Below are 25,680 nucleotides of genomic sequence, written 5' to 3' on the forward strand. Positions count from 1 at the left end.
GTGTCCACTTCAGTCGGTCAGTGGATAAAAGGCCCCCAAATGGTCCGGCCTAACATCATGTAATTAAATAAATACAGTACTATCTATCGCAGTAAATACATGACCTTGTTTGTGAGGATCCGCTAAAGCTGTAATTACCGTTCGAGAAGGTACATTAACAATATAAGCCGCGTTATCAGCAAGGAGCAGAGATTGTCTTGAACCTTTCGCCTCTACTTCAACAATGGCCTTGTTCAGCTTGTCCATCAACTCAGGCGTCAATTTCAATCCACGCTCTTTCATGCGCTGCTCTGCATGATGACTAAAACGAAGCTCACCCGCACGTGAAATTTCCCGGTCCAGCATCTGTTGAAAGGTTGCATTCCCCTGTACGGATGCTGCCTTTGTCGACGTTTTAGCTGTTTGATGTATGGGAGGTGATTGTCCAATCACCCCAATTGGAATATTCATTCTCATGCGCTCACATCCGTTTCCTTCTCGGCATTGGATGTTGACGGATTACTAGCACTTCCATCATTCGCATTTCGAATCTCCGTAATAAGCGTCATATCAACTTCTACGTCTCCAACCTTCGCATAAGTCAAGCCATTGCGAACAATGATAGAATCAACAACTCCGGATTTCAGCGTCGTTTCACCTGGGTTACCATCTGTGCCCATTTCTCCACCAGATGTCCAAGTAATTTGCTTGCCGATAAGATTCGAAGACATGCCGAACGCTTGCTGCAACGTACTCAATTGTTGATTGATCGATGTTAACTGCTCTACCGACGTGAATTGCGCCATTTGTGCGATAAACTCTTTATCTTGCAGCGGCTGCGTTGGATCTTGATTCTGCAATTGCGTCATCAAAATTTTCAAGAAGTCATCTTTACCCAATTGATTGCCATCATAGGGCTTAACCAGCTTCAGATTATCTTGATGGTAGTTAGGCCACATTAAATGATTGTTTACACCTGCATTGACACTCGCCATTTGTACACCTCCTTACCGCTTGTAGTCCCTGAAAGCCGTACTTATGCACTAGCATCAAAGGAAGAACCAGTTAAGCTAGAAGATGCACGATTCACCTGTTCTTCCGAATCCAATCCTTCGATCTCATTCCCATCCAACTCTACAGTATCCACCTTAGATGAAGAGCGGTTAGAAGATGAATGCTGCTCTTTACTCGAATGGGATTGGCGATCTCCTTGGAACATCGAAGATGCCATTGCAGAAGCTTCAGCAGTTGAATGCTGGCTTACCTCTAGCTTGTCTACTTGGATACCTGAAGCTTGCAGTGCACCACGTAAAGAAGCAAGTTGTTGGTCAATCATCTCTTTCGCCCCAGCATGTTCGGTAAAGAATTGAGCTATTAATTGACCATTCTGCATCGTAATCTTGATATCTACTTGTCCCAAATGCTCCGGATAGAGTCGAATTTTCGCCTCTGAAGTACCGTTAAAATGACGGATAGACATTTGTTTGATCAACATTTCGCCCATGTTATGTGCAAATTGCTGAATTGGCACTTGCGGTATCGGTTTGGCTGATGCCATCCCTTCTGCTCTAAGAGCAAACTGACTGACTGTCATTTGTTGAGTCGGGACTTCTGACCCATCACCACTCATTGCTGTCGCCATCATTTCACCGCTCTTGCCAACGCCCTGCTCTTGGTGAGCTGTAGCAGAAATTGATTGGCGCAATGTTTCTGCCGCCACCGTGTTCATATCCGTTACTTGAGCCAGTACATTCGCAAGTGCTGTCTGATTCGGATTCGCTTGCTGATGTTTCATTAGCACTTCACCGAGTTGTTTTAGATGCTGCAGCATATCGTCTACCTTTATAGCAGCTGTATCAGCAGTTGTCTGATTCGTCGCCACACGCGCGTACTGGGCGAATTGATCGAACTGATCAAGTGCAACAATACTAACGGTTTGCGGTTGGTTCATTAATGCTTGAATTGCTGCTTGCTGTTCAGCAGATAAGGACTGCCCTTCTTGTTGAGTTAGTAAGCTTTGAGCTTGTACGATCCACTGCTGTAATGCATCAAACAACCCTGGATCCTGTTCGATCTGTTGTTCCGCTTCTTTAAGAGCAGTTTCTAGTTGAACGAGCAATTGCTCGATAAGAGCTAGTTGCTCGTTACCTTCTACTAGAGAAGCATCCGCCAGTAATGGCAGAGGATATGCAAGCCCTGTTTGAGAAGCTGCTGTCGAAGAACCATTCATCAATTGTGCTAGCGAGCTGCTAAACGCCGCTCCATCAACTGGTGACACACCACTCGTAGTAGCAGCGCTATTTCCAGCTACTGAGGAAGCTGCACTTGTTGCAGAAACACTTGATACGTTCATTGTCATCATTGTTCACCTCCTTTCTTAAATTATTATCTAGCTCATCATACCGTTTACTATTTGCGCACTATCAATTTACTTCTACTGATTAGGAAGAAGCTTAGCAACAAGCTTAGCAGTCGCTTCTTTATCAATCTTTGTCATCGCATCCAACAGTTTAGAGCGTACGTTATTATCCACTGTATTCAATACTGCCAATGCCTTCGTTGGACTCACCTTCGCCGTTTCTAACAGCACTTCAGCACCACTCTGTGGCGTCATGCTAGCAAATGTCTTAGATAACTCTGTTTTATCCAAACCTGTGTGAGACTTTTCTTGCACTTGCTGCTTCTTCAACCTTGCTTGTAAAGCTGCAATTTGTTGATTTTCAGAGGACTTGCTGTCTTTAAGTATCATGCTCACATCAGCAGCTACTTTTGGATTCATTTTCTCCAAAATTTTAACGCGCTGTTCTTCTTTCATCTCACTCATAATGAGACTCACTTCTTCAGGCGCCCAATTTTCCATAATCGGCGCTGCTTTGCTAGGCATCATTTTGCCATACATAGAGGCAAGCTCTTTAATTTGTTTTGTATAACTGTCTTTGTCCGAGTTCTCATTCTGTTGTTTGAACTCATTAACTTGTTTCTTTAAATCCTTAACTTCTGATTCAAGAGCTTGGCGCTTGTCAGCCAAAACTCGCAAATCCTTATCCTTAGAAGCGAGCAACTCCTTCAAATCAGCTATTTGCTCTTCTGCTGAGGGATCTGATGGAGAAGAATCTTTGTCTTCATCCTTCTTACTGTCTGCTTCTCCAGCTGATTCCTTCTTGTCTGATTCAGGCAAAAGCTTATTGATAACAGGTATGTCCTCTGCCCAGTTTAAAATATTGTTGCGCCAATCTACATTGAACAGTGTCAACAATACACCTAATAGAATAACCGTGAATACGATCGGTGTAATGATAAACAAAAAGCGTTCAAATCCTGAATAAGACGTTTTTTCTTCGTACATCTCTTGCGCCATTGTTATCCCTCCTGCTTGTGCGGCGGGTATAGATGTTAGATAATCTTTACATTAACGAGAAGCCATAAAATATCGCACAGTAGCCATCTCGTCGAGTTCATTCTGCTCCATCAATGAAACCTGAAGCTTAAATTGCTGTTCTGCTTTTTCACGAGCTTTAACCCAAAGTTTCTCATCGGACATGCACTGGTGCAGGGCACTTTGTTTCGTCGATACGACACCTTCCGCCTGCTTGACACGTTGATAGTGAACGATTAGCTTCTCATCCAAATGTAAGATGTGATGCTGCCACATTTGAAGCTCATGAACAGGTGCACACGCGTTTACCAGCTCCTGCAAAGTAATAGTCGCGTCATGACGTTCTTTCTTAACACGAGACAATGAATCTTCTTCTGCTTGAAGTTCACCAATTGCTTGCGACAACATCCATTCTGCCTGCTTCTTCGTGTTTGTCTTTAGATCGAGTACCTTTTGAAAAGGATACTGGAAACCCTTCACCTATTACTCACTCCTTGTGAATTGCATCTTCAATCGTTCAATCGTTTCCTGATAATCAGGGTGCTCGTGTATACGCTGCTTAGTAAAATCATTAATCGCTTCAATAGAAGCAATGGCTTCATCAATAGCTGGATTCGAACCATGTTGATAAGCCCCTATATTAATCAAATCTTCTGATTCGCGATATACGGCCAACAGACGCTTAAGCTGTTCTGCTGCCAGTTGATGTTCTTCACTCACGATATCCTTCATGACTCGACTTACGCTGGCAAGCACATCAATAGCCGGGAAATGTCCTTTATGGGCAATACTTCGATTCAGTACAATATGCCCATCTAATATGCCTCGTACAGCATCGGCAATTGGTTCGTTCATATCATCACCATCGACGAGAACGGTATAAAAGGCAGTAATGGAACCATGTGTTCCTGTACCACTTCGTTCCAATAGCTTCGGCAAATTGGCAAACACAGATGGTGTATAGCCTCGTGTTGCTGGTGGCTCACCAATTGCAAGTCCAACTTCACGCATGGCCATCGCATATCGAGTTACAGAATCCATCATCAGCATGACATTCATGCCTCTATCTCGGAAATACTCCGCGATTGTCGTAGCAATGACCGCTCCTTTAATCCGTACCAATGCTGGTTGATCTGAAGTAGCAACAATAACAACGGAACGCGCGAGCCCCTCAGGTCCTAGGTCACGTTCAATGAATTCCAGTACTTCTCGACCACGCTCACCAATTAAGGCAATAACGTTCACATCCGCTGCTGTATTACGAGCAATCATCCCTAAAAGCGTACTTTTCCCAACACCTGATCCGGCAAATATCCCTACACGCTGACCGTTGCCTATTGTGAGCAAGCCATCAATCGCTCTTACGCCTACACCAATAGGTTCTTCTACACGCAATCGTTTCAATGGATTAGCTGGGCTGTTAGAAGTAGAATAGGGCTTCATTCTCGTTGGTAAGTAGGAGCCATCCAAAGGCTCTCCTAATCCATTGAGCACTTTTCCAAGTAACTCAGAGCCTACTTGCACCGTAAGCGGCTTCCCCGTACCTACAACGTCACAACCTGGACCAATATCGTCCAATTCTCCTAATGGCATTAAGAGAACTTTATTGTCACGAAACCCAACAACTTCAGCCTTTAAAGGAGTTCGACCTTTGCTCGGATAGATATAACATACCTCTCCGATGCTTGCATCTGGCCCCTCCGATTCAACGGTCAAACCAATTACTTGAGTAACTTTTCCGTTTACACGAACGGAATCAACATGTTCTAAGCGTTCCTTATACTTTTCTAGATTCCAACGATAATGGGTATTAGATGTCATTATCGCTTCTCTCCTCTTGTTGATGCGCCACTTGCAAGAGTGCTTTCTTTATCTCTGCTAGCTGCGTATCAATTCTCGCATCAATGCTACCAAGTGCTGAGCGGATCACACATCCGTGATCTTTAACCGTTGCGTCTGGTATAATTTGCAGTTCTGCCTGCGAGTCTATCGATAGACTCAGTTCTTCTCTCGCTGCATGAAGCGTGTTGAAATGCTCCGCTGAAACACATAATGTAATCGTTCCAGATTCACGTTTGCGTGATAATTGTCTACGAATCATATCCACAATTCGCTCTGGCTCAACCGCAATCTGCTCATTCATTATTTTTTCAGCAATCATACAGCTGAGTGACACGACAAATGGCTCGGCTTCTTGAATGATCTGTTCTTTGAGCTGATACGCTTGTTCAAGGATCGTTGCTGATTCTGCTACTTTGCTGGCATAAACTTCTTGCACAGCTGCCTCAGCCTTCTCGTATCCCTCTGCATATCCGGTTGATAGTGCTTGCATTCTAATCTCATCACGCAAAACATCATCCTCACTCCGACGCTCATTCCACCATGCTTCAATCTGGGCTTGAGTCTGCTCAATTAATTGCTCTGCCTCAGCTGTTGCATGACGAACTTGATCCTCTGCCAATGTTTGCGCATCATCCAGTATCGTACGGCGCAAATGAGCCAACTGCTCATCACGAGCCAATACGCGCTCTGCATTCCATTCTTCTTCTGTTTTAGCAGCTGCAGTTTCTTCTTGCTGCAGCTGCTGATGTTTACGCACTGCTTCAAGCAGGCGAAGCTGTTCTACTGGAACATAGTGAGAAGGTTTGATCACATTAGACAATGATATCGTCTCCTCCGCCACGTGCGATAATGATCTCTCCAGATTCTTCTAGGCGACGAATAATTGCCACGATACGAGTCTGAGCTTCCTCCACGTCACGCAGCCGCACTGGGCCCATAAATTCCATTTCTTCTCTGAATGTATCCGCCATACGCTTCGACATATTGCGGAATACAGCATTGCGTACATCTTCGCTTGCCACTTTAAGAGCAAGTTGTAAATCACCGTTATCGAGATCACGGATAATACGTTGAATCGAACGATTGTCGATGTTAACAATATCTTCGAATACAAACATCCGTTTCTTAATTTCTTCTGCAAGCTCAGGATCTTGAATTTCAAGCGAATCCAAGATGGTACGTTCTGTACCGCGGTCTACACCATTCAAAATGTTTACAATCGACTCGATGCCGCCCGCACTTGTGTAATCCTGTGTAACTGTCGCAGACAACTTCTGTTCCAAGACAGACTCGACTTGACTGATTACTTCAGGTGTAGTGCTGTCCATTAAGGCAATACGGCGTGCTACATCTGCCTGTTTTTCTGGAGCCAACGAAGACAGGATCTGAGAAGACTGCTCCGTTTGCAAATATGACAATACCAATGCAATCGTTTGAGCACTTTCATTTTGAATAAAGTTCAAAATTTGCAGTGCGTCTGCTTTGCGAGCAAAGTCAAATGGTCTCACCTGCAGTGTTGCTGTCAAGCGATTAATAATATCGATAGCTTTAGAGGAGCCTAACGCTTTCTCTAAAATCTCTTTCGCATAATTAATACCGCCTTGAGAAATGTACTCTTGAGCTAAGCAAATCTGATGAAACTCGCTTAGAACCTGCTCTTTTTCAGGTGTATCTACTTTACGAACGTTCGCAATTTCCAATGTCAATTGCTCGATCTCGTCGTCGCGTAGATGCTTAAAAATTTGTGCTGACACTTCCGGCCCTAATGATATGAGCAGAATCGCTGCTTTTTGTTTACCTGTCAAACCAACTGAACCTCTAGCCATTATCTGCTCACCTCGAATCATCTAGTAGCCAAGTTCGTAGCAAGTTCACAAACTCTTCTGGCTTTTTCTTAGCTAGAGCTTCCAACTGCTTGCGCACTTGGTGCTCACTTGTAACATGTTCCAAATCGATAGAAGGAAGCTCGATATTTGTCGGAATAAATTGCACATCATCGAGTTCATATTCCTCTTCTTGGCGCTTCCGCTTGCGCATTACAGCAAATGCGATTCCACCGCCCACAAGTAATAATAAGAGGACTCCAGCCCCATACCATACCCATGTCGGGATTCCAGACTCAGCTGTTACCGCTACGTTAGTCTCATTTTGTGCAATGACAGAAACTTTTTGCTCCAATACATCGTCTGTAATAGTAACGTTATTTTTCGTAGCTGTTGTCTGAAGCTGAGCAGCAACGATAGACTTAAGAACTTTTTCAATAGAATCTCGCTGTGCATCAGTAAGCTGTGATTCAACTGCTGCATGAATGGTTAAATCTGTTACAGCATATGGACTAGATTGTATCGCTTTTTTAATACGCGTTACTTCATAGTTGACTGTACGCTGTGATTTTTCGGATTGTGTTTGACCACTGTTAGTGTCGCCTGGATAATTTGGAACTTCACCATCGCCAACACCTGCAACTCCACCTTCTCCAGCACCGCTGCCATTAAACGATTCTTGAAGTTCTTCGACGCTGATCTCGATACCTTTCATATTCTCTTCGTCAACTGGCTTAACTTCGTTATGCTCTTCTGTTTGAATATCGAAGTTGAGATTGGAAGAGATTAATACATTAACCTTGTCAGGACCTACAAAGCTGGATAAGAACATGCGAACCTTATCACTTAGTTCACGTTCGTATCTGCGTTGTACAGCCAGTTGATCATCAACTGTGCCAAGGAATGAACCATTTACACCATTACTTGAGCTTGATGCGTACAGTGGACTATTCCCTGTCATCATGCTTATATTGTCGATCTCTAAGTTAGGTACGGCTGTACTTACTAGATTAAAATATCCGTCTATTACTTTTTGATCCGGCACATAGCCTGGTTTGAACTTCAATACAATTGATGCAGAAGCTTGCGGCTTCTCTGCTTCCATAAATACGGTTTCTTGCGGCAAATTAATAAGAACTTGTGCATCCTGGATGCCTTCCATCTGTCTTAACAAGCGCTCTACTTCACCGTTTAGCGCATCTTTGTAACGAACATCGAATACGTTATCGGTCATTCCGCCCATCATTCCGTCTGGAGAGAAGGAGTCAAAGCCGAGAGAACCATTCTGGACGATACCTTGTGCGCCCACATCAACCTTTGCTTTTGCTGCCATAGCTGCTGGGACAGAAATAGATGCACCATCAGCGCTTAGTTGATAGGGAATGCTGTTCGTATTTAAGTACTCAATAATTCCTGCAGCATCACTAGAATTCAAATCTTTAAAAGCTAGTGAGTATTCTGTCTTAGATAACTGATATGTAACGATTCCAATAGCTAAAAGTAAAATGATAAATGTTGATCCTAGAAGCAACTTCTGCTTCTTGCTGTACTGATTCCAATACTGGGTAGCTCTCTCCCTGTACTGGCCAATTTTTTCATTCACACCTCGTCACCCCACCAATACTGTGTAAGACATCACGACATTACAATTGTATGCGCATGATCTCTTGATACGCTTCGATCACCTTGTTGCGGACTTGAGTTGTTAGTTGCAAGTTGAGAAGCGCACGTTCCGAGGTAATCATGACCTGATCGACACTGGCCTCACCTATTAGGAACTTGTCATTTACATTATGTACTTGTTTTTCTTGTTGCTCTAAATTTGCAATTGCGTCTGTAAGGAATGAGTTGAAGGATTCTGTTACTTCAGCTGGAGATGTTGGTTTAATCACATTGCTCATTCCTGAGATTGAGCCTGTTTGCACAGGTGAAATCGAATTATGAATCATGGTGGTCCTCCTAGTCAATTATCGCTTGCTGCATATTAGCCTCTACCGATCTCTAGTGCTTTCATTATCATTGACTTGGAAGCATTCAGGGCCGTGACATTAGCCTCATAGGAGCGTGTAGCAGAGATCATATCTACCATTTCTTTTGCAATATCCACATTTGGCAAGGATACATAGCCTTGTGCATCTGCATCAGGATGTGTTGGCTGATAGACTCGCTTAAATGGAGTTTCATCTGCTTTAATTTGAGTGACTTTTACGCCACGAGGAATAGATTGTCCATTCATAGCTGCGTTCAATGATTGTTGAAAAGTAGGTTCTGTTGGTGACATTGCAACCATTTTACGGCGGTATGGCACGAACTGCCCATTCACATATTGAGCACGAGTCGATTCAGCGTTGGCAATGTTTGCAGAAATAACATCCATTCGCAATCGTTGGGCAGTTAGGCCTGAAGCACTGATTTGAAAACTGCTGCCTATCATTATTTATTACCTCCTTGCATCAATAGCCGTTTTCATCATGTTGATATGATGGTTGAGCTGCTGAACATAAGTATAATAACGAAGCTGATTCTCAGCCTGTAATGTCATCTCATGTTCCATATCCACATTGTTCTTGTTGTTCCCCATCACACTATGCTGGTCCTGGACGAGCGAGGCTTGAGGTACCCCGGATCTAGGTCCAATGTACATATGCTTCTCATGAGTTCGTCTACCTCTGAGCTTGTTGTTGCTAAGCTGGTCACGAAGCAATGATTCAAATTGAACCTCGGAACGCTTAAAGTGAGGGGTATCAGCATTTGCAACGTTGTTCGCAATAACGTTTTGTCTCAATACTGAGGCCTGTATAGCACCTTCTAAGCGCTGAACGTGTGAACCTCCCATTAAATTCATGCACTTAACCTCGCATTCTACACATTTTCCTTTGTATCGTAGTTCTACATGTCTTGCTATTATCCTGCAAAGTTTCGACAAAAAAATAAAAAAATGAGACAGTGTTACCTGTAACATTTTAATATCTTTCATCATTCGAGCATGTTTTTCATAATATTACATTCGTTCATATATCGAAACATCTTTATCATCTTAAAATTTGTCGAAAATGACAATATGAAAAAAGCCCTATCTTTCGCACGAAAGATAGGACAATTTTTGGGAAATTATCATTATTTAAATACAATTTTTCACTACTAAAGAATGTATTGGCTTAAATCTCGATCTTTTGAAATATCAGTAAGCTTTTCCCGTACATATTCTGGAGTAATTACAAATTGTCCTAAGTTTAATTCTGGAGCTTCGAAGGATAAATCTTCCAATAATTTTTCCATAATTGTATGCAATCTTCTAGCTCCGATATTCTCCATGTTCTGATTGACGGCATAGGCAATATTAGCTATTTCACGAATTGCGTCTGAAGAAAATTCAAGGTCAAGCTGTTCCGTTCTCAGTAGCTCCACATACTGCTTTGTCAATGCATTCTTCGGTTCTGTAAGAATAGACACAAAATCGTCGGTGGATAAGCTCGTTAATTCCACCCGAATCGGAAAACGCCCCTGCAATTCAGGAATCAAATCAGACGGCTTAGCAATATGAAACGCTCCTGCAGCCATAAACAAAATATAATCTGTTTTTACAGAGCCGTACTTGGTCATAATCGTTGAGCCCTCAACGATTGGCAAAATATCTCGCTGCACCCCTTCGCGTGATACATCAGGTCCAGTTCCGCGACTGCTGGATGCAATTTTGTCAATTTCATCGATAAAAATAATGCCCGACTGTTCTGCACGACGAATCGACTCTTGAATCACATCATCCATATCGATTAATTTAGCCGCTTCCTCTTGCGTAAGAACTTTACGAGCTTCTTTAATTGCTAACTTCCGTTTCTTCGTCCGCTTCGGCAGCAGGCTCCCTAGCATCTCCTGCATGTTCATACCCATTTGTTCCTGTCCTGGGCCAGAGAACATATCCAACATGTTAGGTGCTGCTTCTTCCACATCAATTTCTACAACATCTTGCTCTAATTTGCCTGACAATAATTCAAAGCGTGTTTTACGACGTCTCTCATCCAGCGTTGGGTCCGGTTCCGGTTCCGACTTGTTAGCCGATCCATTATTTTGTCCAAATAACATTTCGAACGGATTTCGTTGTTGAGAAGATTGAGCCGCAGAAGGAACAAGAATTTCTACTAAACGCTCATTCGCCTGCTCTTCTGCTTTCTCTTTTACCTTCTCTGTCCGTTCATTTTTGACCATCCGTATAGCCGTTTCAATCAGATCACGAACCATTGACTCCACATCACGACCGACGTATCCTACCTCTGTAAACTTCGTAGCTTCCACTTTGACAAACGGAGCCTTTACAAGCTTAGCTAGACGGCGTGCTATCTCAGTCTTACCAACTCCGGTAGGTCCGATCATCAAAATGTTTTTTGGAACGATTTCATCTTGAATATTTTCATCCAACAAGCTTCTACGATAACGATTGCGTAATGCAATAGCCACGGAGCGCTTTGCTTTTTTTTGACCAACAATATATTTATCAAGTTCGTTTACAATCTGTCTGGGTGTCCACGCTTGCTCACTCATCATTTATCCTCCATTTCTGCTATTGCTGTTTTAGCATTCTTCCACAACAAGGTTATCATTTGTATATACGCATATTTCACTTGCAATATGAAGAGCCGCCTCGGCCATTTCTTTTGCCGTCATATCAACAGCATGCCGTTTCAAAGCACGCGCTGCTGACAAGGCGAAGCTGCCCCCAGAACCAATTGCCACAATACCATCATCGGGCTCTATAATTTCTCCACCGCCTGAAATGAGCAGCATATGTTGTTTATCCATAACGATCATGAGCGCCTCCAGCTTACGAAGAACTCGATCTTGTCGCCAATCTTTAGCAAGCTCAACAGCGGCACGCTGTAAATGACCATGATGTTCTTCCAGCTTCCCTTCGAACTTCTCGAACAAAGTGATTGCGTCCGCAACTGAACCGGCGAAACCTGCCAATACTTGACCTCGATATAGTCGACGCACTTTTCGAGCATGCTGCTTCATGACCATACTATTGCCGAATGTTACCTGTCCATCGCCTGCAATGGCGCCTTGCCCATTATGCCTTACAGCACATATTGTTGTCGCATGAAACTGCATTTCCATCGGAGGAACCACCTTTCGTATGGGAATATCGAAAAGAAACAGCAGGATATCCTGCTGTTTCTATATACGTTATGATGAATGAATCGTTTCAAGCTCTTCTTTAAAGATACGAATCGATTCCAACGCTCGTTGTGCAAGCGCGTCATTTTTATCTTTTTTATTACGAATACGTGTTTCAAGCGCAGGGAACAAACCAAAGTTCGCATTCATTGGCTGGAAATGCTTCGAATCTGCAGTCGTAATATATTGTGCCATACTTCCTAGTGCAGATTCTTTCGGTAGCGTTACACACTCTTTTCCTAGCGCTAATCTAGCGGCGTTCAAGCCTGCAATCATACCAGATGCTGCGGACTCTACATAACCTTCAACACCAGTCATCTGTCCAGCAAAGAACAACGACGGACGGCCTTTAAACTGATAAGTTGGCTCCAACAACTTTGGAGAGTTAATGAACGTGTTGCGATGCATAACACCATAGCGTACAATTTCAGCGTTCTCAAGACCTGGAATCATACGGAATACACGCTTCTGCTCTCCCCATTTCAAATGAGTCTGGAAGCCGACCATATTGTACAGCGTGCCTGCTGCATTATCTTGACGAAGTTGAATAACTGCAAATGGAATTTTGCCCGTCTTTGGATCAGGAAGCCCTACTGGCTTCATAGGTCCGAACAGAGCCGTTTGTTTGCCTCGTTTCATCATAACTTCAATCGGCATGCAACCTTCGAAGTAAATTTCCTTTTCGAACTCTTTCAGCTCTGCCTTCTCAGCCGTAATCAAGGCCTCATAGAATGCATTGAATTCCTCTTCTGTCATGGGACAGTTCAAATAGGCTGCCTCGCCCTTATCGTAGCGGGATGCAAGATATACTTTGTCCATGTCGATACTGTCTTTGTCAATAATAGGCGCAGCTGCATCATAGAAATAGAAATATTCCTCACCCATCAAGTCTTTAATTTGCTGGGACAAAGCTGGCGAAGTCAAAGGACCTGTAGCAATGACAGTAATCCCATCCAATGGAATAGACTCCATCTCTTCATTACGTACTTCAATTAAAGGATGATTTTTGAGTGTCTCTGTAATTTCACCAGAGAAGCCGTCACGGTCTACCGCTAAGGCTCCACCAGCTGGAACAGCATGCTTATCAGCAGCTTGAAGTACTAAAGAATTCATCATGCGCATTTCTTCTTTAATAACACCTACTGCATTTGTCAAGCCATTTGCTCGCAAGCTATTAGAACAAACAAGCTCTGCAAATTGATCGGTGTGATGAGCTGGTGTCTTACGCACCGGTCTCATCTCGTATAAAGTAACAGGGACCCCCTGCTGTGCTATTTGCCATGCCGCTTCACTGCCCGCTAAGCCGGCACCAATGACGGTTACTCTCGGCTTATCCATCTATGATGTACCCCTCTCCATTGTTACAAACTGTATCTGTAACGATTCAACTATTCTTCTTCTGATTCTTGTAACACTTCGTTATGTTCACACTGCGTACATTGCAGCTTCGTCCCTTGCTTGGAACGTTTCTCCACCATTAACTTGCCACAGCTTGGACATGGCTTCGAAGATGGTTTATCCCACATTACGTGGTCACATTCTGGATAACGATCGCAACCGTAAAATACGCGTCCTTTCTTGCTTCGACGCTCCACGAGCTTACCTTCGTGGCAAGTTGGACACGCTACACCTGTATCTTTAACAATCGGCTTCGCATTACGGCAATCAGGGAAACCTGAGCAAGCAAGAAACTTGCCGAATCTGCCAATCTTATACACGAAATGTCTACCACATTTTTCACATATTTCATCGGATACTTCATCTTCAATTTCTATTTCTTTCATTTCTTCTTCAGCAACTTCCAGTCGCTTCTCAAATGATTCATAGAAATTGCTTAGTACTTTATCCCACTGCTGATGGCCATCTTCTACTTGGTCGAGATCTTCTTCCATATGTGCTGTAAATTCTGCATCAAGAATTTCGGGGAAGAATTCTTCCATTTGTTGAATGACCAACTCACCAAGCTCTGTCGGAACAAACTTCTTCTCCTCAATTGCCACATAGCCACGCTTCTGAATCGTCTCCAACGTAGGAGAATACGTACTAGGTCGGCCTATGCCGAGCTCTTCAAGCGTCTTAATCATACGCGCTTCCGTATATCGCGGCGGAGGCTGTGTAAAGTGCTGCTTAGGCTCGATAGCTTCCTGTTGCAATTTGTCTCCAACCGTTAATGGTGGAAGCAGCTTATCCGTTTCTACTGTACCATCATCGTTTCCTTCTACGTAAACCTTCATAAAGCCTGGGAAGCGTACCTTGGAACCATTTGCGCGGAACAAAGCTCCTCCAGCCAGCAAATCCACTGTCATTGTATCCATAACAGCAGATGTCATTTGGCTCGCTACGAACCGTTCCCAGATAAGCTTATACAAGCGAAGCTGGTCGCGGGACAAGAAAGGCTTCAACGTTTCAGGATCACGAAGAACAGAGGTAGGTCGAATCGCCTCATGCGCATCTTGTGCATTTGCAGCTTTCTTAGCATATTGACGTGGTGTTTCTGGTACGTAATCTGCTCCGAACTTTTCACTCAAGTAAGTACCCGCTTCTTCTTGGGCAACTGGAGAAACACGCGTCGAATCTGTACGCATATACGTAATAAGACCAACGGTACCCTCTTTACCTAAGTCAACCCCTTCATATAATTGCTGTGCCACAGACATCGTCTTACCAGCACGGAAATTCAATTTGCGGGCTGCCTCTTGCTGCAAGGAACTCGTTGTAAATGGTGGCGAAGGATGACGTAGACGTTCTTTCTCCTTCACTTCTTTTACTTCAAAAGCCTGCTTCCCGATAGCATCCATAATTGCAGATACATCAGCCTGAGAGCCCAGTTCCTTCTTCTCTCCGTTCATGCTGTGGAACTTTGCTTCAATCGGAGATTTGTCACTCTTCAGCATCGCTGTTATGGTCCAGTATTCCTCTGGGACAAACATGTTAATTTCATTCTCGCGGTCCATTATGAGTTTGACTGCTACGGATTGGACACGTCCAGCAGACAACCCCTTTTTCACCTTTTTCCAAAGCAATGGACTAATTTTGTAACCGACCAAACGGTCAAGGATACGTCTCGCTTGCTGTGCATGCACGAGGTCCATATTAATTTGACGCGGTGTCTTAAACGCATCCTTCACCGCTTGCTTCGTTATCTCATTGAAAACAACTCGACATGGCTCTGCTTCATCCAATTCCAATACATGAGCAAGATGCCATGCGATTGCTTCTCCTTCGCGATCGGGGTCAGCCGCGAGATAAACTTTTTTTACTTTTTTGCGTGCATCTCTTAGTTCCTTAAGAACAGAGCCTTTGCCACGGATCGTAATATATTTGGGATTGAAGTTGTTATCCACTTCTACTCCAATCTGACTCTTCGGCAAATCACGCACATGGCCCATTGATGCTTTAACAATATATTTACTACCTAAGTACTTGCCAATGGATTTGGCCTTAGTTGGTGATTCTACAATAACTAGTGAATCTGCCATAGGCGCATCCTCCTCTCCGACAACCAATCAATACTATCCTATAATTCCTAGAGAATAATCATTCATATTGAACGATACACTCCAGGCTGATGTTCATAAATACGTTTCTTTATTTGCAAGGATAACAAATGCTGATGCAAATCCGCAAATGGCATACCACTCTGCTGAAATAGCTCATCAAGTGAACAGTCTTGCCCACTAATGATATGAAATAGTAATTGCTCCATGTCATTCAGCCATTCATTAGCTTTCACATCTACGACCGTTTCATTATTGTATGACTGAGGCAGGCTTGTCAACAGGTGAACGTATTCTTCCACAATATCCCCTGCCGTTGCAACCGGTTTAGCCCCTTGCTTCAACAATTCGAATGTCCCTGCTGATTTAGGCGAAGTAACAGGGCCTGGTACTGCGAATATATCTCGCGATGCTTCTAGCGCAAACTGCGCTGTAATAAGCGCCCCACTTCTAACGGCAGCTTCAACAACGACTGTTCCTAAACTAAGTCCAGCAATAATACGGTTGCGTCGCGGAAACATTCCAGGATGCCCTGGAGTTCCTAACGGATATTCGGATATGACCAAGCCAGAAGCTGCTATTTTATCTGCTAAATGATTGTGCTGAGCCGGATAAATCGCGTCACAGCTCGTACCGAGTACGGCTATCGTTTGCCCTTTATTGAGCGCTCCTTCATGACTCGCTGCATCAATGCCGCGTGCGAGCCCGCTAACAACGACTAATCCTTGCTCTGTCAATTGTGAAGATAAAGACTTTGCCACCGTTTTACCATAGACAGTTGGGTTTCGTGTGCCTACCATAGCAATGGAATATAGCTCTGCCACCGACCATGATCCACGGCCATACAACACCCAAGGTGGCTCATGAATTTCTTTCAAACATTCAGGGTAGCTTTCATCATACATCGTAATCCAATCTATACCCGATTTATACGTCAACTCTAACCTTTTTTGCAAATGACTTGTCGTGTACCCTCCTGCGAGGCGCTGTGCATAAGCAGGTTTAAATCCTGCATCTACCCATTCTGCGCCTGGTCGATCAAGCCATGCAGACAATTGCTCGCAACCAAGCAGTTTGATGCAGGTGTCGATCGTATGCCACCCTACACCCTTAATTTGATGCAGGCCAAACAAACAATCTTGAATTCTCCACATTCGACTCATCTTCTTTCCTCCTCTTACAGATGAAGGAAGCTCGTCAACCGCTCCCCTTATTTTGCTTTACCTTAAGACAGAATGCAAGTATACGTTTACATACGGATATCTCAACTTTTCAATATTTCCTACAAATCCCTTATACGACACCTACAAATTTGAGTGCCAGTCAATACTTCTCCTCTTTTCAGTTGTAAAATAAAATTTCAAACATTACATGTTTATCCCCTCAATCGACGTAATGCATAAAAAAAAGCAACCTCTCACACGAATGTGCAAAAGGTTGCTTACCTTGTTTAACTACGATATTTAATTATGCGTGTTGATGCGTAATGCAGTCTTTCAACATACCCTTCTCTTCAAGGACACGAACCAACGTAGATCCCATCTCGGAAGGTGTAGGCGCTACTTGGATACCACACGCTTCAAGTACAGCGATTTTTTCAGCAGCTGTTCCTTTGCCGCCAGAAATAATTGCTCCAGCATGTCCCATGCGTTTCCCTGGAGGCGCTGTTGCACCACCAATGAAACCAACAACAGGTTTCTTCATGTTAGCTTTAACCCACTCTGCCGCTTCTTCTTCAGCTGTACCACCGATTTCACCGATCATAATAACCGCATATGTTTCAGGGTCATCATTGAAACGACTCAAAATATCGATGAACTCAGAACCTTTAACGGGGTCACCACCGATACCAACAGCAGAAGACTGCCCAATACCGCGTGTTGTCAACTGATGAACAGCCTCATAAGTCAAAGTTCCACTACGGGATACAACACCAACATGACCTGGTGCATGGATGTATCCAGGCATGATGCCAATTTTGCACTCGCCTGGTGTGATTACGCCTGGACAGTTCGGTCCGATAAGAACCGTACGTTTGCCTTCCATATAGCGCTTCACTTTTACCATATCAAGAACAGGAATTCCTTCTGTAATACAAATAACGAGATCCAGGTCCGCATCTACTGCTTCCATAATTGCATCTGCAGCGAATGGAGGAGCTACGTAAATAACACTAGCTGTAGCGCCTGTCTGTTGCTTAGCTTCTACAACTGTGTTGTATACAGGAAGTTTAACTTCCTTACCGTTTTCAAGCGTAATGTCCACCGTTGTACCACCTTTACCTGGTGTTACACCGCCGACCATTTGTGTACCATATTCAAGAGCGCCCTTCGCATGGAATAGTCCTGTAGCGCCCGTAATTCCTTGTGTAATGACTTTGGTTTCTTTGTTAATTAAGATACTCATCGCACATCCACCTCTCGTTCGCCAGATTATTGAACCAAAGCGACAATTTTTTGCGCTCCGTCAGCCATGGAATCCGCTGCTACAATGTTCAGGCCGGATTCGTTCAAGATGCGTTTACCAATCTCAACGTTCGTACCTTCCAAGCGTACGACTAGTGGACGGCTCAAGCCAACTTGCTTCGCCGCTTCAACAACACCGTTCGCAATAACATCACAACGCATAATGCCGCCGAAGATATTAACGAAAATACCTTTAACATTCGGATCAGACAAAATGATCTTGAACGCTTCTGTAACCTTCTCAGTCGTCGCACCGCCCCCAACATCAAGGAAGTTAGCCGGTTCGCCGCCATAATACTTAATAATATCCATTGTGGACATTGCAAGTCCTGCACCATTAACCATACAGCCAATGTTGCCGTCTAGTGCAATGTAGCTCAAATCATATTTGGAAGCTTCGATTTCTTTCTCATCTTCTTCATCAAGATCACGATACTCTAAAATATCTTTATGGCGATACAATGCGTTGGAATCGAAGTTCAACTTCGCATCCAATGCCATAACTTGTCCGTCGCCAGTAACAACTAGAGGGTTGATCTCTGCGATAGAGCAATCTTTATCTACGAAAGCTTGGTACAGAGCCAACATGAACTTCACTGCTTTGTTCACAAGCTCTCCTGGGATATTGATATCATAAGCCAATTTACGTGCTTGGAACATTTGAAGTCCTACAGCTGGATCAACCACAACTTTAATGATTTTTTCAGGTGTATGTTCAGCTACCTCTTCAATGTCCATACCGCCTTCTTCAGAACCCATCATAACGACGCGGCCTGTCGCACGGTCTACTACGATACCGATATAGTATTCTTTCTTAATATCACAGCCTTGCTCTATTAAGAGACGCTTAACTTCCTTACCTTCAGGGCCAGTCTGATGTGTAACAAGCACTTTACCTAGTATTTCGCTAGCATAAGCACGAACTTCATCTAGGCTCTTCGCAACTTTAACACCGCCTGCTTTACCACGGCCCCCTGCATGTATCTGAGCCTTAACAACAACTACCGATGTACCTAGTTCTTCTGCAGCTTGCACGGCCTCATCCACGCTGAACGCAACTTTACCACTCGGTACAGCAACGCCGTATTGTTTTAATACTTCTTTGCCTTGATATTCATGGATATTCATTGTGCATCCCCCTATCCGAATCGTATGGGTTAGAATGATAATGCTTATGCAGCCAAGCTAATGCTCCTTGCATATTTCGACAACTGTGTCGTTAACAGAGGAACGGTTAATACTAAGGTCTGCTGCAATAATAATACAAGTGCATGTCAAGGAATGGACGGTAATTCCAACCAATCCGAACACATTGTAACATGTTTTTAAAGCGCTTTCCTACCATAATTATTACAAAATACACATTTGTTTGATATCAAATTCATCTCTCAATGAGATAGATCCCTTTTTTTAGTTCTTTTAGCATACGTTCTCAGTAGCTATTCGCACCAAAACTAGTAAAAATCTATCAGCTAGTTGACGAAAAATGTGTTTCTTCCATATAATATATCACAAATTGAGATTATTCGCGCTTGGATAAGGAAGCACCTTTCTTGCGCATTCCTTTACTACTATTCGGAATGTGAAAGAAGAGGTGTTTTTATTATGTATGGAAGCATATGGAGTGCAGCTGTATATGGAGTCGAAGGTCGTATGATTCAAATGGAGTTTGACATTTCTTCAGGATTACCGCATGTCGCAGTAGTAGGCTTACCTGATGCAGCAGTGAGGGAATCTATCGATCGAGTCCGAAGTTCAGTACGCAATTGCGGCTGGAAATTTCCTTTGGAGCGCATAACAATCAATTTAGCTCCCGCTGATCTGCGTAAAGAAGGTACGTCTTACGACTTGGCTATGGCAATTGGTATCCTTGGTACTAGTGGGCAACTCGATTTATCCCCTTTTCGAAATATGCTAGTGGCTGGTGAATTAGCCTTAGACGGAACGACACGCCCAATCCCAGGAATATTATCTTTAGTTGATGAGGCGAGAAGACAAGGCATTACACAAGTACTCGTTCCAAGTGACAACGCACCTGAAGCTGTATTGGTAAGTGGAATAGAGGTGTATAGCCTATCTACATTGGCACAAATTCGACAGGTGACAGACAGCGCTGGCAGCTTGTCCAGTCTTTTGTTCTCCCCTCATTTATCCTACTCACCATCCATGACCAAAGTCGGATTACCGGACGACGGGCATGAAGACTATGCGGAGGTTCGTGGTCAAGAACATGCCAAACGAGCAATGACTGTTGCCGCTGCTGGCATGCACAACATTTTGCTTAGCGGTCCTCCTGGGACGGGCAAAACGATGCTTATACGACGCCTCCCGACAATATTGCCGCCGTTATCAGAAGACGAAGCATTGGAAGTGTCCAAGCTGTACAGTGTTTCTGGCAAATGGGAGCAATCATCAACAGGATTGATTCAAATGAGACCTTTCCGTGCTCCCCATCATTCCATTTCTCCTGCTGGATTAATTGGCGGAGGAAGCATTCCTAAGCCCGGTGAGATTAGTCTCGCTCATCGAGGTGTATTGTTTTTAGACGAACTTCCCGAATTCCCGCGTCAGACGTTAGAAGTGCTGCGACAACCGCTCGAGGATCGGCATGTTACAATTAGCCGCACACGAGCCGTCTATCGCTTCCCTGCGCATTTTATGCTGGCTGCTAGTATGAATCCTTGTCCTTGCGGCCATTATCAAGCCACTGAACACTCTATATGCATTTGCACACCCGCACGCCTGCATCATTATCGCGCGCGCCTATCAGGGCCCTTGTTAGATCGAATTGATATGCAGCTAGAAGTGCCTCGTATCTCATTGAACAACACCAATAACAAAGTGATCGATTCCGTTCAATTGCGGGAACAGGTCATGCTAGCTCATGAAAGACAGCTGCACCGCTATCGTCATTTGCCACTACGGTTCAACAGTGAATTAAGAGGTTCTTGGCTCCAGCAGTATTGCGCCCTTTCTACAGCGTCATCTACTATGCTTCAACAGGTGTATGATGAGCTTGGGCTAAGCATTCGTGCTCACGATCGCATCCTCAAGCTCGCACGAACGATTGCAGATTTAGAAGATTGCGAACAGATCGAAATCGGACATTTAGCAGAGGCGATCAGCTATCGCAAACTTGATAGACCTGCATAATGTATTTCAAACGTTCATGTATGTAAGCGTAATTCTGGTGTAGTAATAGAGCCAGCGGGTTTGTACTTTAGACAACCTGAATACTACGGCTATCGTAATCACTCTAACGAGTGCAGTAGAACCTATTTTGTTAAAATGGACGAGTTTTGAATAGTAACGGGTGTCACAGCGCTTATTCGACAGAAAGAGTAAGTATGTGCTTCAGTTTGGCTAAATTAAGCTCATCTACACCCGTTACCTTTTTAAAATGGGCGATACAGCGCAAGTAACGTCAACAGCGCCCGTTAGAGGTAGTCTACCTATTTGAAAAATGAAATGCGGATAATACATGAACACGCGAACACGAAGCTTAAACTTAGATTGAGTTTTCACAGAGAATAGATATAACAACTAGAACGATATGCATAATATGTTGATTCAGCAATCAAGCTGCTGTTATTTTGCGATTCAATATACTCCTCTACTTTAAACCAAGCTAATTTTGAAAATACGCCGCTAGCAACAGCAACCATACATGCTGTCAATAGCGGCGTATTCGTATTCAAAAGAATGTATGTTGACAGCAGCACATGACCGTCTCCTGCTACTTTTCACATTGAACAGACCGAACAAAAGATTAAATCATAGCCGCCTAACGTATTGTAATTGACTCTTTACAGATCATACATCACAGTTTATCATTGCAGTTCATACTTCACAATTCATACCTTCCAGTTTATCATTCCAGTTCACGCTTCGCAGTTCATACTTCATATCTCTATCTATAGAACCTCTGATAAGTGTCAGAACTAGAACTATATTTAAAATGCATGTTCAATATGCTCTAGTCCCAGTACTGTATCTCCATCCCCTTGCTTGGGATACGTAATAATAATAGCATCACACCGCATCTTGGCTTCATACAGACGATTCCGATGAATATACTGTTCGACTATAGCTCTCACTTGCTGCTGTTTTCGAACATCTATCGCTTCCCGAGCAGTGCCGAACGAACCGCCTTCCGTACGACTTCGAACTTCAATGAACACCCACCACTCGCCGTCCCGGGCAATCAAATCCAATTCTCCCCGACGACAGCGCCAATTACGCTCGACTACCGTCCAACCCATTTGCGTGATATGCTGCTCTGCTTGCTGCTCCGCATGTTTACCTATTTCACGACGGTTTCTTTGAACACCTCTAGTCGACGGTTGTTTCCGCTCAGTCATCCGCTCGCACCCATCCCTTCGCCGCACGTTGATCAGAACGATAAACAAATGTGAGCACTTCAGCTACAAGCTGATACAACTCAGCAGGAATCTGCTGATCCAGATCAAGCTTAGAAAGAACTTCAACGAGTGAAGCATCCTCTTGAATCGGGACACCATTTTCGACAGCTGTAGCTACGATGCGCTCTGCTAGTAGTCCTTGCCCTTTGGCAACGACAACAGGAGCTGTAGCTTGTCCAGGTTCATAAGAAAGCGCAACCGCCTTGCCCCGTTTTTGCGGAGCTGATGTAGATGACTTGCGACTCATATGCGCAGATCCACCCCTTTATATGGAGTTGGTGAATACGAATCAAGCGTACGATTTACTTCCGCTGTATCAGCTTGCTTCTCAGGAGGCGCCTGCACGCGAAATGCGGACAATTGATAGCCGATACCTACAAGAGCTTGATCAATTTCTTCACGATAGCCTTGCAGCGCTTCTTGCACCTGCTCACTCGGATGGTGAATATTCAAGGCAACGAGCTTGTCGACCACGTTGACGTCGACAACCGTATGTCCGAGTGCTTTCAGATCCAAGTCAAACCACAAGCGGCAATTGTCTGCATCAAGCTCGCCCTTGCGGCCTTGGCGAGCTTGAATATGCACAGCTGCTGTTTGACGCCCATCAGGCGTCACAAACGGGACGTGCAAGGTAACATGTGCGAATGGCAATGACCGATCGCTCGTTAAGAGCAGCTGCTGTCCCGTTATATTTTGCACGAGCTGCTGGGCCGCATCCCTTACGGCTGGCGGCAGCTGCTCGTGTTGGAGAAGCTGAAGCAGCGCGCTCTTCAGCGACTCTGTCGCGGCAGCCGGAGCGGCGCCCTGCGCTGCAGCTGCCGCTGGCAATGGGGCAGAAGCCGCTGCTGCTTGCGCGGCCTCCGCCCCTAGGCGTGCCATAGGCACGCCAGCGCGAGCGCTGTCCGCACCTGCAGGCGCAGCCTGCTGCTGTGGTGCGGTTGTGCCGCTCGCGCTCGCAGGCGGCGCATCTGCCTGCGGCGCCGCCTGTGCCGCGCCTGCTGCGCTATGCAGCAGCGCGCGCTGCACTTGCTGCTCGTGCGATACGCCGAGCAGCGTCAACATGCGCCCGATCAGCGCGCCTCCATTAGATGGAGCGCTGATCGGGCGCTGTGCTGCGGGATCCGCACCATCACCTGTAGGTGTGGATCCCGCAGCTTGCCGCCCAGCCAGCCCAGCTTCAGCTGGCTGGGCGTTGCCAGCAGCTCCTGCGCCAGTTGGCATCGCAGGAGCTGCACTGCCCGCCACGCCACCAGTGGCAGCCGCAGCGGGACCACTTGCAGCATTGGCTCCCGCTCCTGCTTGAGGAACTCCCCCCGCTGCCGAACCATTCGCTGTACCTTGAGCTGTACCTTGAGCCGCACTTTGGGCTGCACCAGCACCCGCGCCTGTCTGCGCCGCACTCGAAGATGGTGAAACACTAGCTGGCTGAGACCCAATCTGTGTACCACTGCCCGCATTACCATTCGAAGACGTAGTAAGAGGAACCGTTGTTCCAGCAGATGCCGAAGGATGTCCACCACGTGCCGAACTGCCGCCATTCTCCATCATATCCCCACTATTTGTAGGATTCGGCATCATAGCTACCAGCGTACGAACAAGCGCAAGTGCATCTTTTACAGCACCTGTCAACGCAGACGATCCAGAAGAAGCTGATGATTGAAGCCAAGCTTCACTGCTGCGTGTCAGCTGCGTCAGCATATCATGCATCGGTCTGCCAAATAGAACAGTCTGCAAACCTCGCATCGTCTCTGCAGTCAGCGGCAAATTACGCTTCAAAGCCAGCGCAGCCGTTTGCACCCACTCATCCATTGCCACACCATCAGGCTTCATTGCCATTACCTTTGACAATTGCGCCATCGTTTCTCTCGTCAACGGGATTCCACTCTTCTGCAAATCACGCAGTACCGTACGTGCCCAAGGCTCGTCGGGAAGCCCAGCTTGCTTAAGGGCATCTGCTATCGTTGGCAGTGGCTGTGAAGAATGAGCTTCTGACTGCTTTAACATAATAAGCCCGTCTTCTTGTTGACCTTGTACTTGCATCCAAGTCGTCTGACCTGGGCGCATAGGCGTTTCAAGCACCGCTTTGACCGGCACACCATTTATTTGAACAACTGCTTCTTGTCCATTTTCCGATACACTCATTACAACACCGCGTACAACTTGTCCAGAACGAAGCTCTAACGCTCGCGAGTCTCCGGGTTTCGCCTCCCCAGTCATCCCTCGCACCAAATGTGATATATTCAATCATAACCCTCCGATACTTGCAGCATCACTATCCTATATATCGGCAAACATACTTTAAATAATAAATGAACATACAAAAGACGCAGCTTGTTTAAAACAACGTCAGCTGCGTCTTCGTCTCTTCCCACTTCTTCAAAAACGTTCTGCGATGCATCTTTGTCGGCCCATACTCATCCAACGCCGCATAATGCGCTTTTGTTCCATAACCCTTATGTACCGCTATTCCATACTCAGGGTACAACTCATTCCATTCCTTACTACACAATCGATCTCTTGTAACCTTCGCAATAATGGATGCTGCTGCAATGGATTGACTCGTTGCGTCACCTTTAATAAGAGATTTTTGCGGTAATTCTACTTGTATTTTTTCAGCATCGATAAATAGCATGTCTGGTGCAATTTTCAATTGCTCAACAGCTATTTTCATCGCCAATCGGGTTGCTTGCTTTATATTCAGCTCATCGATTGCTTTCGCATCCATATGCGCCACTGACCACGCAACAGCATTTGCAATAATATCCTCATACAGTGCTTCTCGCTTCTTCTCCGACAGTTTCTTAGAATCATTAATCCCCTCTAACTGCCAATCACGAGGCAAAATGACCGCAGCTGCTACCACATCACCAAATAAACAGCCACGTCCCACCTCATCAATACCTGCTATCGCTTCATAGCCTGCCGACCATGCTTCACGCTCCAAAGCCAACAGATCAATAACCTCTGCTTCAGACGCAGACGATCGCTTCGCACCCACAATCGTTTCCCCCTGCCATTTGTACCTTATGAACAAAACACCAACCAACGGTGTCTACAAAACGCTCTATTTACAGACTTATATTGTATATGTAATCTCATGCCTAC

General features: G+C 44.9%; 25 protein-coding genes. 1 reads left to right on the forward strand and 24 read right to left on the reverse strand.

What is annotated here, in order from left to right:
- Positions 1-63: 63 nt before the first annotated feature.
- The 19 genes from H580_RS0115410 to sucC form a co-directional block, all read right to left on the reverse strand.
- Positions 64-456 (reverse strand): TIGR02530 family flagellar biosynthesis protein, encoded by a 393-nt coding sequence (locus H580_RS0115410; RefSeq protein WP_028595573.1) that lies wholly within the window; start codon positions 454-456, stop codon positions 64-66.
- A complete protein-coding gene (locus H580_RS24455) occupies positions 453-974 on the reverse strand; it encodes a flagellar hook capping FlgD N-terminal domain-containing protein (protein WP_051217489.1) in 522 nt (173 codons plus the stop codon). The genes H580_RS0115410 and H580_RS24455 overlap by 4 nt, the downstream gene beginning before the upstream one ends.
- A gap of 41 nt (positions 975-1,015) precedes the next feature.
- Complete coding sequence (locus tag H580_RS25560; protein ID WP_028595574.1) at positions 1,016-2,341, reverse strand: flagellar hook-length control protein FliK; 1,326 nt, start codon at positions 2,339-2,341, stop codon at positions 1,016-1,018.
- A gap of 72 nt (positions 2,342-2,413) precedes the next feature.
- Positions 2,414-3,337, reverse strand: a complete 924-nt coding sequence (locus H580_RS0115425; protein WP_028595575.1) for a MotE family protein — start codon at positions 3,335-3,337, stop codon at positions 2,414-2,416.
- A gap of 51 nt (positions 3,338-3,388) precedes the next feature.
- Complete coding sequence (gene fliJ, locus H580_RS0115430) at positions 3,389-3,835, reverse strand: flagellar export protein FliJ (protein ID WP_028595576.1); 447 nt, start codon at positions 3,833-3,835, stop codon at positions 3,389-3,391.
- 3 nt (positions 3,836-3,838) lie between these two features.
- On the reverse strand, positions 3,839-5,176 hold the full coding sequence (fliI, locus tag H580_RS0115435; RefSeq protein WP_028595577.1) for a flagellar protein export ATPase FliI: 1,338 nt from the start codon (positions 5,174-5,176) through the stop codon (positions 3,839-3,841).
- Positions 5,166-6,017 carry a FliH/SctL family protein gene (locus tag H580_RS0115440; RefSeq protein WP_028595578.1) on the reverse strand — a complete coding sequence of 284 codons (852 nt, stop codon included), beginning with the start codon at positions 6,015-6,017 and terminating at the stop codon, positions 5,166-5,168. The genes fliI and H580_RS0115440 overlap by 11 nt, the downstream gene beginning before the upstream one ends.
- Positions 6,010-7,023 (reverse strand): flagellar motor switch protein FliG, encoded by a 1,014-nt coding sequence (gene fliG / locus H580_RS0115445; protein ID WP_028595579.1) that lies wholly within the window; start codon positions 7,021-7,023, stop codon positions 6,010-6,012. Before fliG ends, H580_RS0115440 begins: the two co-directional genes overlap by 8 nt.
- A 7-nt stretch (positions 7,024-7,030) precedes the next feature.
- On the reverse strand, positions 7,031-8,623 hold the full coding sequence (gene fliF / locus H580_RS0115450) for a flagellar basal-body MS-ring/collar protein FliF (protein ID WP_028595580.1): 1,593 nt from the start codon (positions 8,621-8,623) through the stop codon (positions 7,031-7,033).
- A 40-nt stretch (positions 8,624-8,663) separates the two neighbouring features.
- Entirely contained in the window at positions 8,664-8,969 is a 306-nt protein-coding gene (gene fliE / locus H580_RS0115455; RefSeq protein WP_028595581.1) for a flagellar hook-basal body complex protein FliE, read from the reverse strand.
- A gap of 35 nt (positions 8,970-9,004) precedes the next feature.
- Positions 9,005-9,457 carry a flagellar basal body rod protein FlgC gene (gene flgC, locus H580_RS0115460; RefSeq protein ID WP_028595582.1) on the reverse strand — a complete coding sequence of 151 codons (453 nt, stop codon included), beginning with the start codon at positions 9,455-9,457 and terminating at the stop codon, positions 9,005-9,007.
- A gap of 3 nt (positions 9,458-9,460) precedes the next feature.
- On the reverse strand, positions 9,461-9,865 hold the full coding sequence (gene flgB / locus H580_RS0115465; protein ID WP_028595583.1) for a flagellar basal body rod protein FlgB: 405 nt from the start codon (positions 9,863-9,865) through the stop codon (positions 9,461-9,463).
- A gap of 296 nt (positions 9,866-10,161) precedes the next feature.
- A complete protein-coding gene (gene hslU, locus H580_RS0115470; protein WP_028595584.1) occupies positions 10,162-11,559 on the reverse strand; it encodes an ATP-dependent protease ATPase subunit HslU in 1,398 nt (465 codons plus the stop codon).
- Between the two features lie 30 nt (positions 11,560-11,589).
- On the reverse strand, positions 11,590-12,132 hold the full coding sequence (hslV, locus tag H580_RS0115475; protein WP_028595585.1) for an ATP-dependent protease subunit HslV: 543 nt from the start codon (positions 12,130-12,132) through the stop codon (positions 11,590-11,592).
- Between the two features lie 69 nt (positions 12,133-12,201).
- Positions 12,202-13,530 (reverse strand): FADH(2)-oxidizing methylenetetrahydrofolate--tRNA-(uracil(54)-C(5))-methyltransferase TrmFO, encoded by a 1,329-nt coding sequence (trmFO, locus tag H580_RS0115480; RefSeq protein WP_028595586.1) that lies wholly within the window; start codon positions 13,528-13,530, stop codon positions 12,202-12,204.
- 50 nt (positions 13,531-13,580) lie between these two features.
- Positions 13,581-15,671: a type I DNA topoisomerase gene (gene topA, locus H580_RS0115485; protein ID WP_028595587.1), complete on the reverse strand. Its 2,091-nt coding sequence runs from the start codon at positions 15,669-15,671 to the stop codon at positions 13,581-13,583.
- A gap of 62 nt (positions 15,672-15,733) precedes the next feature.
- Positions 15,734-16,852: a DNA-processing protein DprA gene (gene dprA, locus H580_RS0115490; protein WP_028595588.1), complete on the reverse strand. Its 1,119-nt coding sequence runs from the start codon at positions 16,850-16,852 to the stop codon at positions 15,734-15,736.
- Between the two features lie 304 nt (positions 16,853-17,156).
- Entirely contained in the window at positions 17,157-18,095 is a 939-nt protein-coding gene (gene sucD / locus H580_RS0115495) for a succinate--CoA ligase subunit alpha (protein WP_028595589.1), read from the reverse strand.
- A 26-nt stretch (positions 18,096-18,121) separates the two neighbouring features.
- On the reverse strand, positions 18,122-19,282 hold the full coding sequence (sucC, locus tag H580_RS0115500; RefSeq protein WP_028595590.1) for an ADP-forming succinate--CoA ligase subunit beta: 1,161 nt from the start codon (positions 19,280-19,282) through the stop codon (positions 18,122-18,124).
- Positions 19,283-19,759: 477 nt separating this feature from the next.
- Between sucC and H580_RS0115505 the strand changes: the two genes are divergently transcribed.
- Complete coding sequence (locus tag H580_RS0115505; RefSeq protein WP_028595591.1) at positions 19,760-21,307, forward strand: YifB family Mg chelatase-like AAA ATPase; 1,548 nt, start codon at positions 19,760-19,762, stop codon at positions 21,305-21,307.
- A gap of 368 nt (positions 21,308-21,675) precedes the next feature.
- Here the strand turns inward: H580_RS0115505 and H580_RS0115510 are convergent, their stop codons facing one another.
- From H580_RS0115510 to H580_RS24465, 5 genes are all read right to left on the reverse strand, one after another.
- Positions 21,676-21,876, reverse strand: a complete 201-nt coding sequence (locus H580_RS0115510) for a hypothetical protein (protein WP_028595592.1) — start codon at positions 21,874-21,876, stop codon at positions 21,676-21,678.
- 231 nt (positions 21,877-22,107) lie between these two features.
- Positions 22,108-22,515 carry a YraN family protein gene (locus H580_RS0115515; protein ID WP_028595593.1) on the reverse strand — a complete coding sequence of 136 codons (408 nt, stop codon included), beginning with the start codon at positions 22,513-22,515 and terminating at the stop codon, positions 22,108-22,110.
- Positions 22,508-22,822 (reverse strand): EscU/YscU/HrcU family type III secretion system export apparatus switch protein, encoded by a 315-nt coding sequence (locus H580_RS0115520; protein WP_028595594.1) that lies wholly within the window; start codon positions 22,820-22,822, stop codon positions 22,508-22,510. Before H580_RS0115520 ends, H580_RS0115515 begins: the two co-directional genes overlap by 8 nt.
- The gene (locus tag H580_RS0115525; protein ID WP_028595595.1) at positions 22,819-24,819 is read right to left on the reverse strand and encodes a flagellar hook-length control protein FliK; all 2,001 of its coding nucleotides are present in this window, start codon (positions 24,817-24,819) and stop codon (positions 22,819-22,821) included. The genes H580_RS0115520 and H580_RS0115525 overlap by 4 nt, the downstream gene beginning before the upstream one ends.
- Positions 24,820-24,910: 91 nt before the next feature.
- Positions 24,911-25,573, reverse strand: a complete 663-nt coding sequence (locus tag H580_RS24465; RefSeq protein ID WP_084509276.1) for a ribonuclease HII — start codon at positions 25,571-25,573, stop codon at positions 24,911-24,913.
- Positions 25,574-25,680: the final 107 nt, after the last annotated feature.

Source organism: Paenibacillus assamensis DSM 18201, from assembly GCF_000422445.1.
GTDB lineage: Bacteria > Bacillota > Bacilli > Paenibacillales > Paenibacillaceae > Paenibacillus_B > Paenibacillus_B assamensis.

Coding starts and splice junctions, on each gene's coding strand:
- H580_RS0115410 (WP_028595573.1), bottom strand. CDS start 456: ATGAGAATGAATATTCCAATTGGGGTGATTGGACAATCACCTCCCATA.
- H580_RS24455 (WP_051217489.1), bottom strand. CDS start 974: ATGGCGAGTGTCAATGCAGGTGTAAACAATCATTTAATGTGGCCTAAC.
- H580_RS25560 (WP_028595574.1), bottom strand. CDS start 2,341: ATGATGACAATGAACGTATCAAGTGTTTCTGCAACAAGTGCAGCTTCC.
- H580_RS0115425 (WP_028595575.1), bottom strand. CDS start 3,337: ATGGCGCAAGAGATGTACGAAGAAAAAACGTCTTATTCAGGATTTGAA.
- fliI (WP_028595577.1), bottom strand. CDS start 5,176: ATGACATCTAATACCCATTATCGTTGGAATCTAGAAAAGTATAAGGAA.
- fliG (WP_028595579.1), bottom strand. CDS start 7,023: ATGGCTAGAGGTTCAGTTGGTTTGACAGGTAAACAAAAAGCAGCGATT.
- fliE (WP_028595581.1), bottom strand. CDS start 8,969: ATGATTCATAATTCGATTTCACCTGTGCAAACAGGCTCAATCTCAGGA.
- flgB (WP_028595583.1), bottom strand. CDS start 9,865: ATGAATTTAATGGGAGGTTCACACGTTCAGCGCTTAGAAGGTGCTATA.
- hslU (WP_028595584.1), bottom strand. CDS start 11,559: ATGAGTGAGCAAGCGTGGACACCCAGACAGATTGTAAACGAACTTGAT.
- hslV (WP_028595585.1), bottom strand. CDS start 12,132: ATGGAAATGCAGTTTCATGCGACAACAATATGTGCTGTAAGGCATAAT.
- trmFO (WP_028595586.1), bottom strand. CDS start 13,530: ATGGATAAGCCGAGAGTAACCGTCATTGGTGCCGGCTTAGCGGGCAGT.
- topA (WP_028595587.1), bottom strand. CDS start 15,671: ATGGCAGATTCACTAGTTATTGTAGAATCACCAACTAAGGCCAAATCC.
- dprA (WP_028595588.1), bottom strand. CDS start 16,852: ATGAGTCGAATGTGGAGAATTCAAGATTGTTTGTTTGGCCTGCATCAA.
- sucD (WP_028595589.1), bottom strand. CDS start 18,095: ATGAGTATCTTAATTAACAAAGAAACCAAAGTCATTACACAAGGAATT.
- sucC (WP_028595590.1), bottom strand. CDS start 19,282: ATGAATATCCATGAATATCAAGGCAAAGAAGTATTAAAACAATACGGC.
- H580_RS0115505 (WP_028595591.1), top strand. CDS start 19,760: ATGTATGGAAGCATATGGAGTGCAGCTGTATATGGAGTCGAAGGTCGT.
- H580_RS0115515 (WP_028595593.1), bottom strand. CDS start 22,515: ATGACTGAGCGGAAACAACCGTCGACTAGAGGTGTTCAAAGAAACCGT.
- H580_RS0115520 (WP_028595594.1), bottom strand. CDS start 22,822: ATGAGTCGCAAGTCATCTACATCAGCTCCGCAAAAACGGGGCAAGGCG.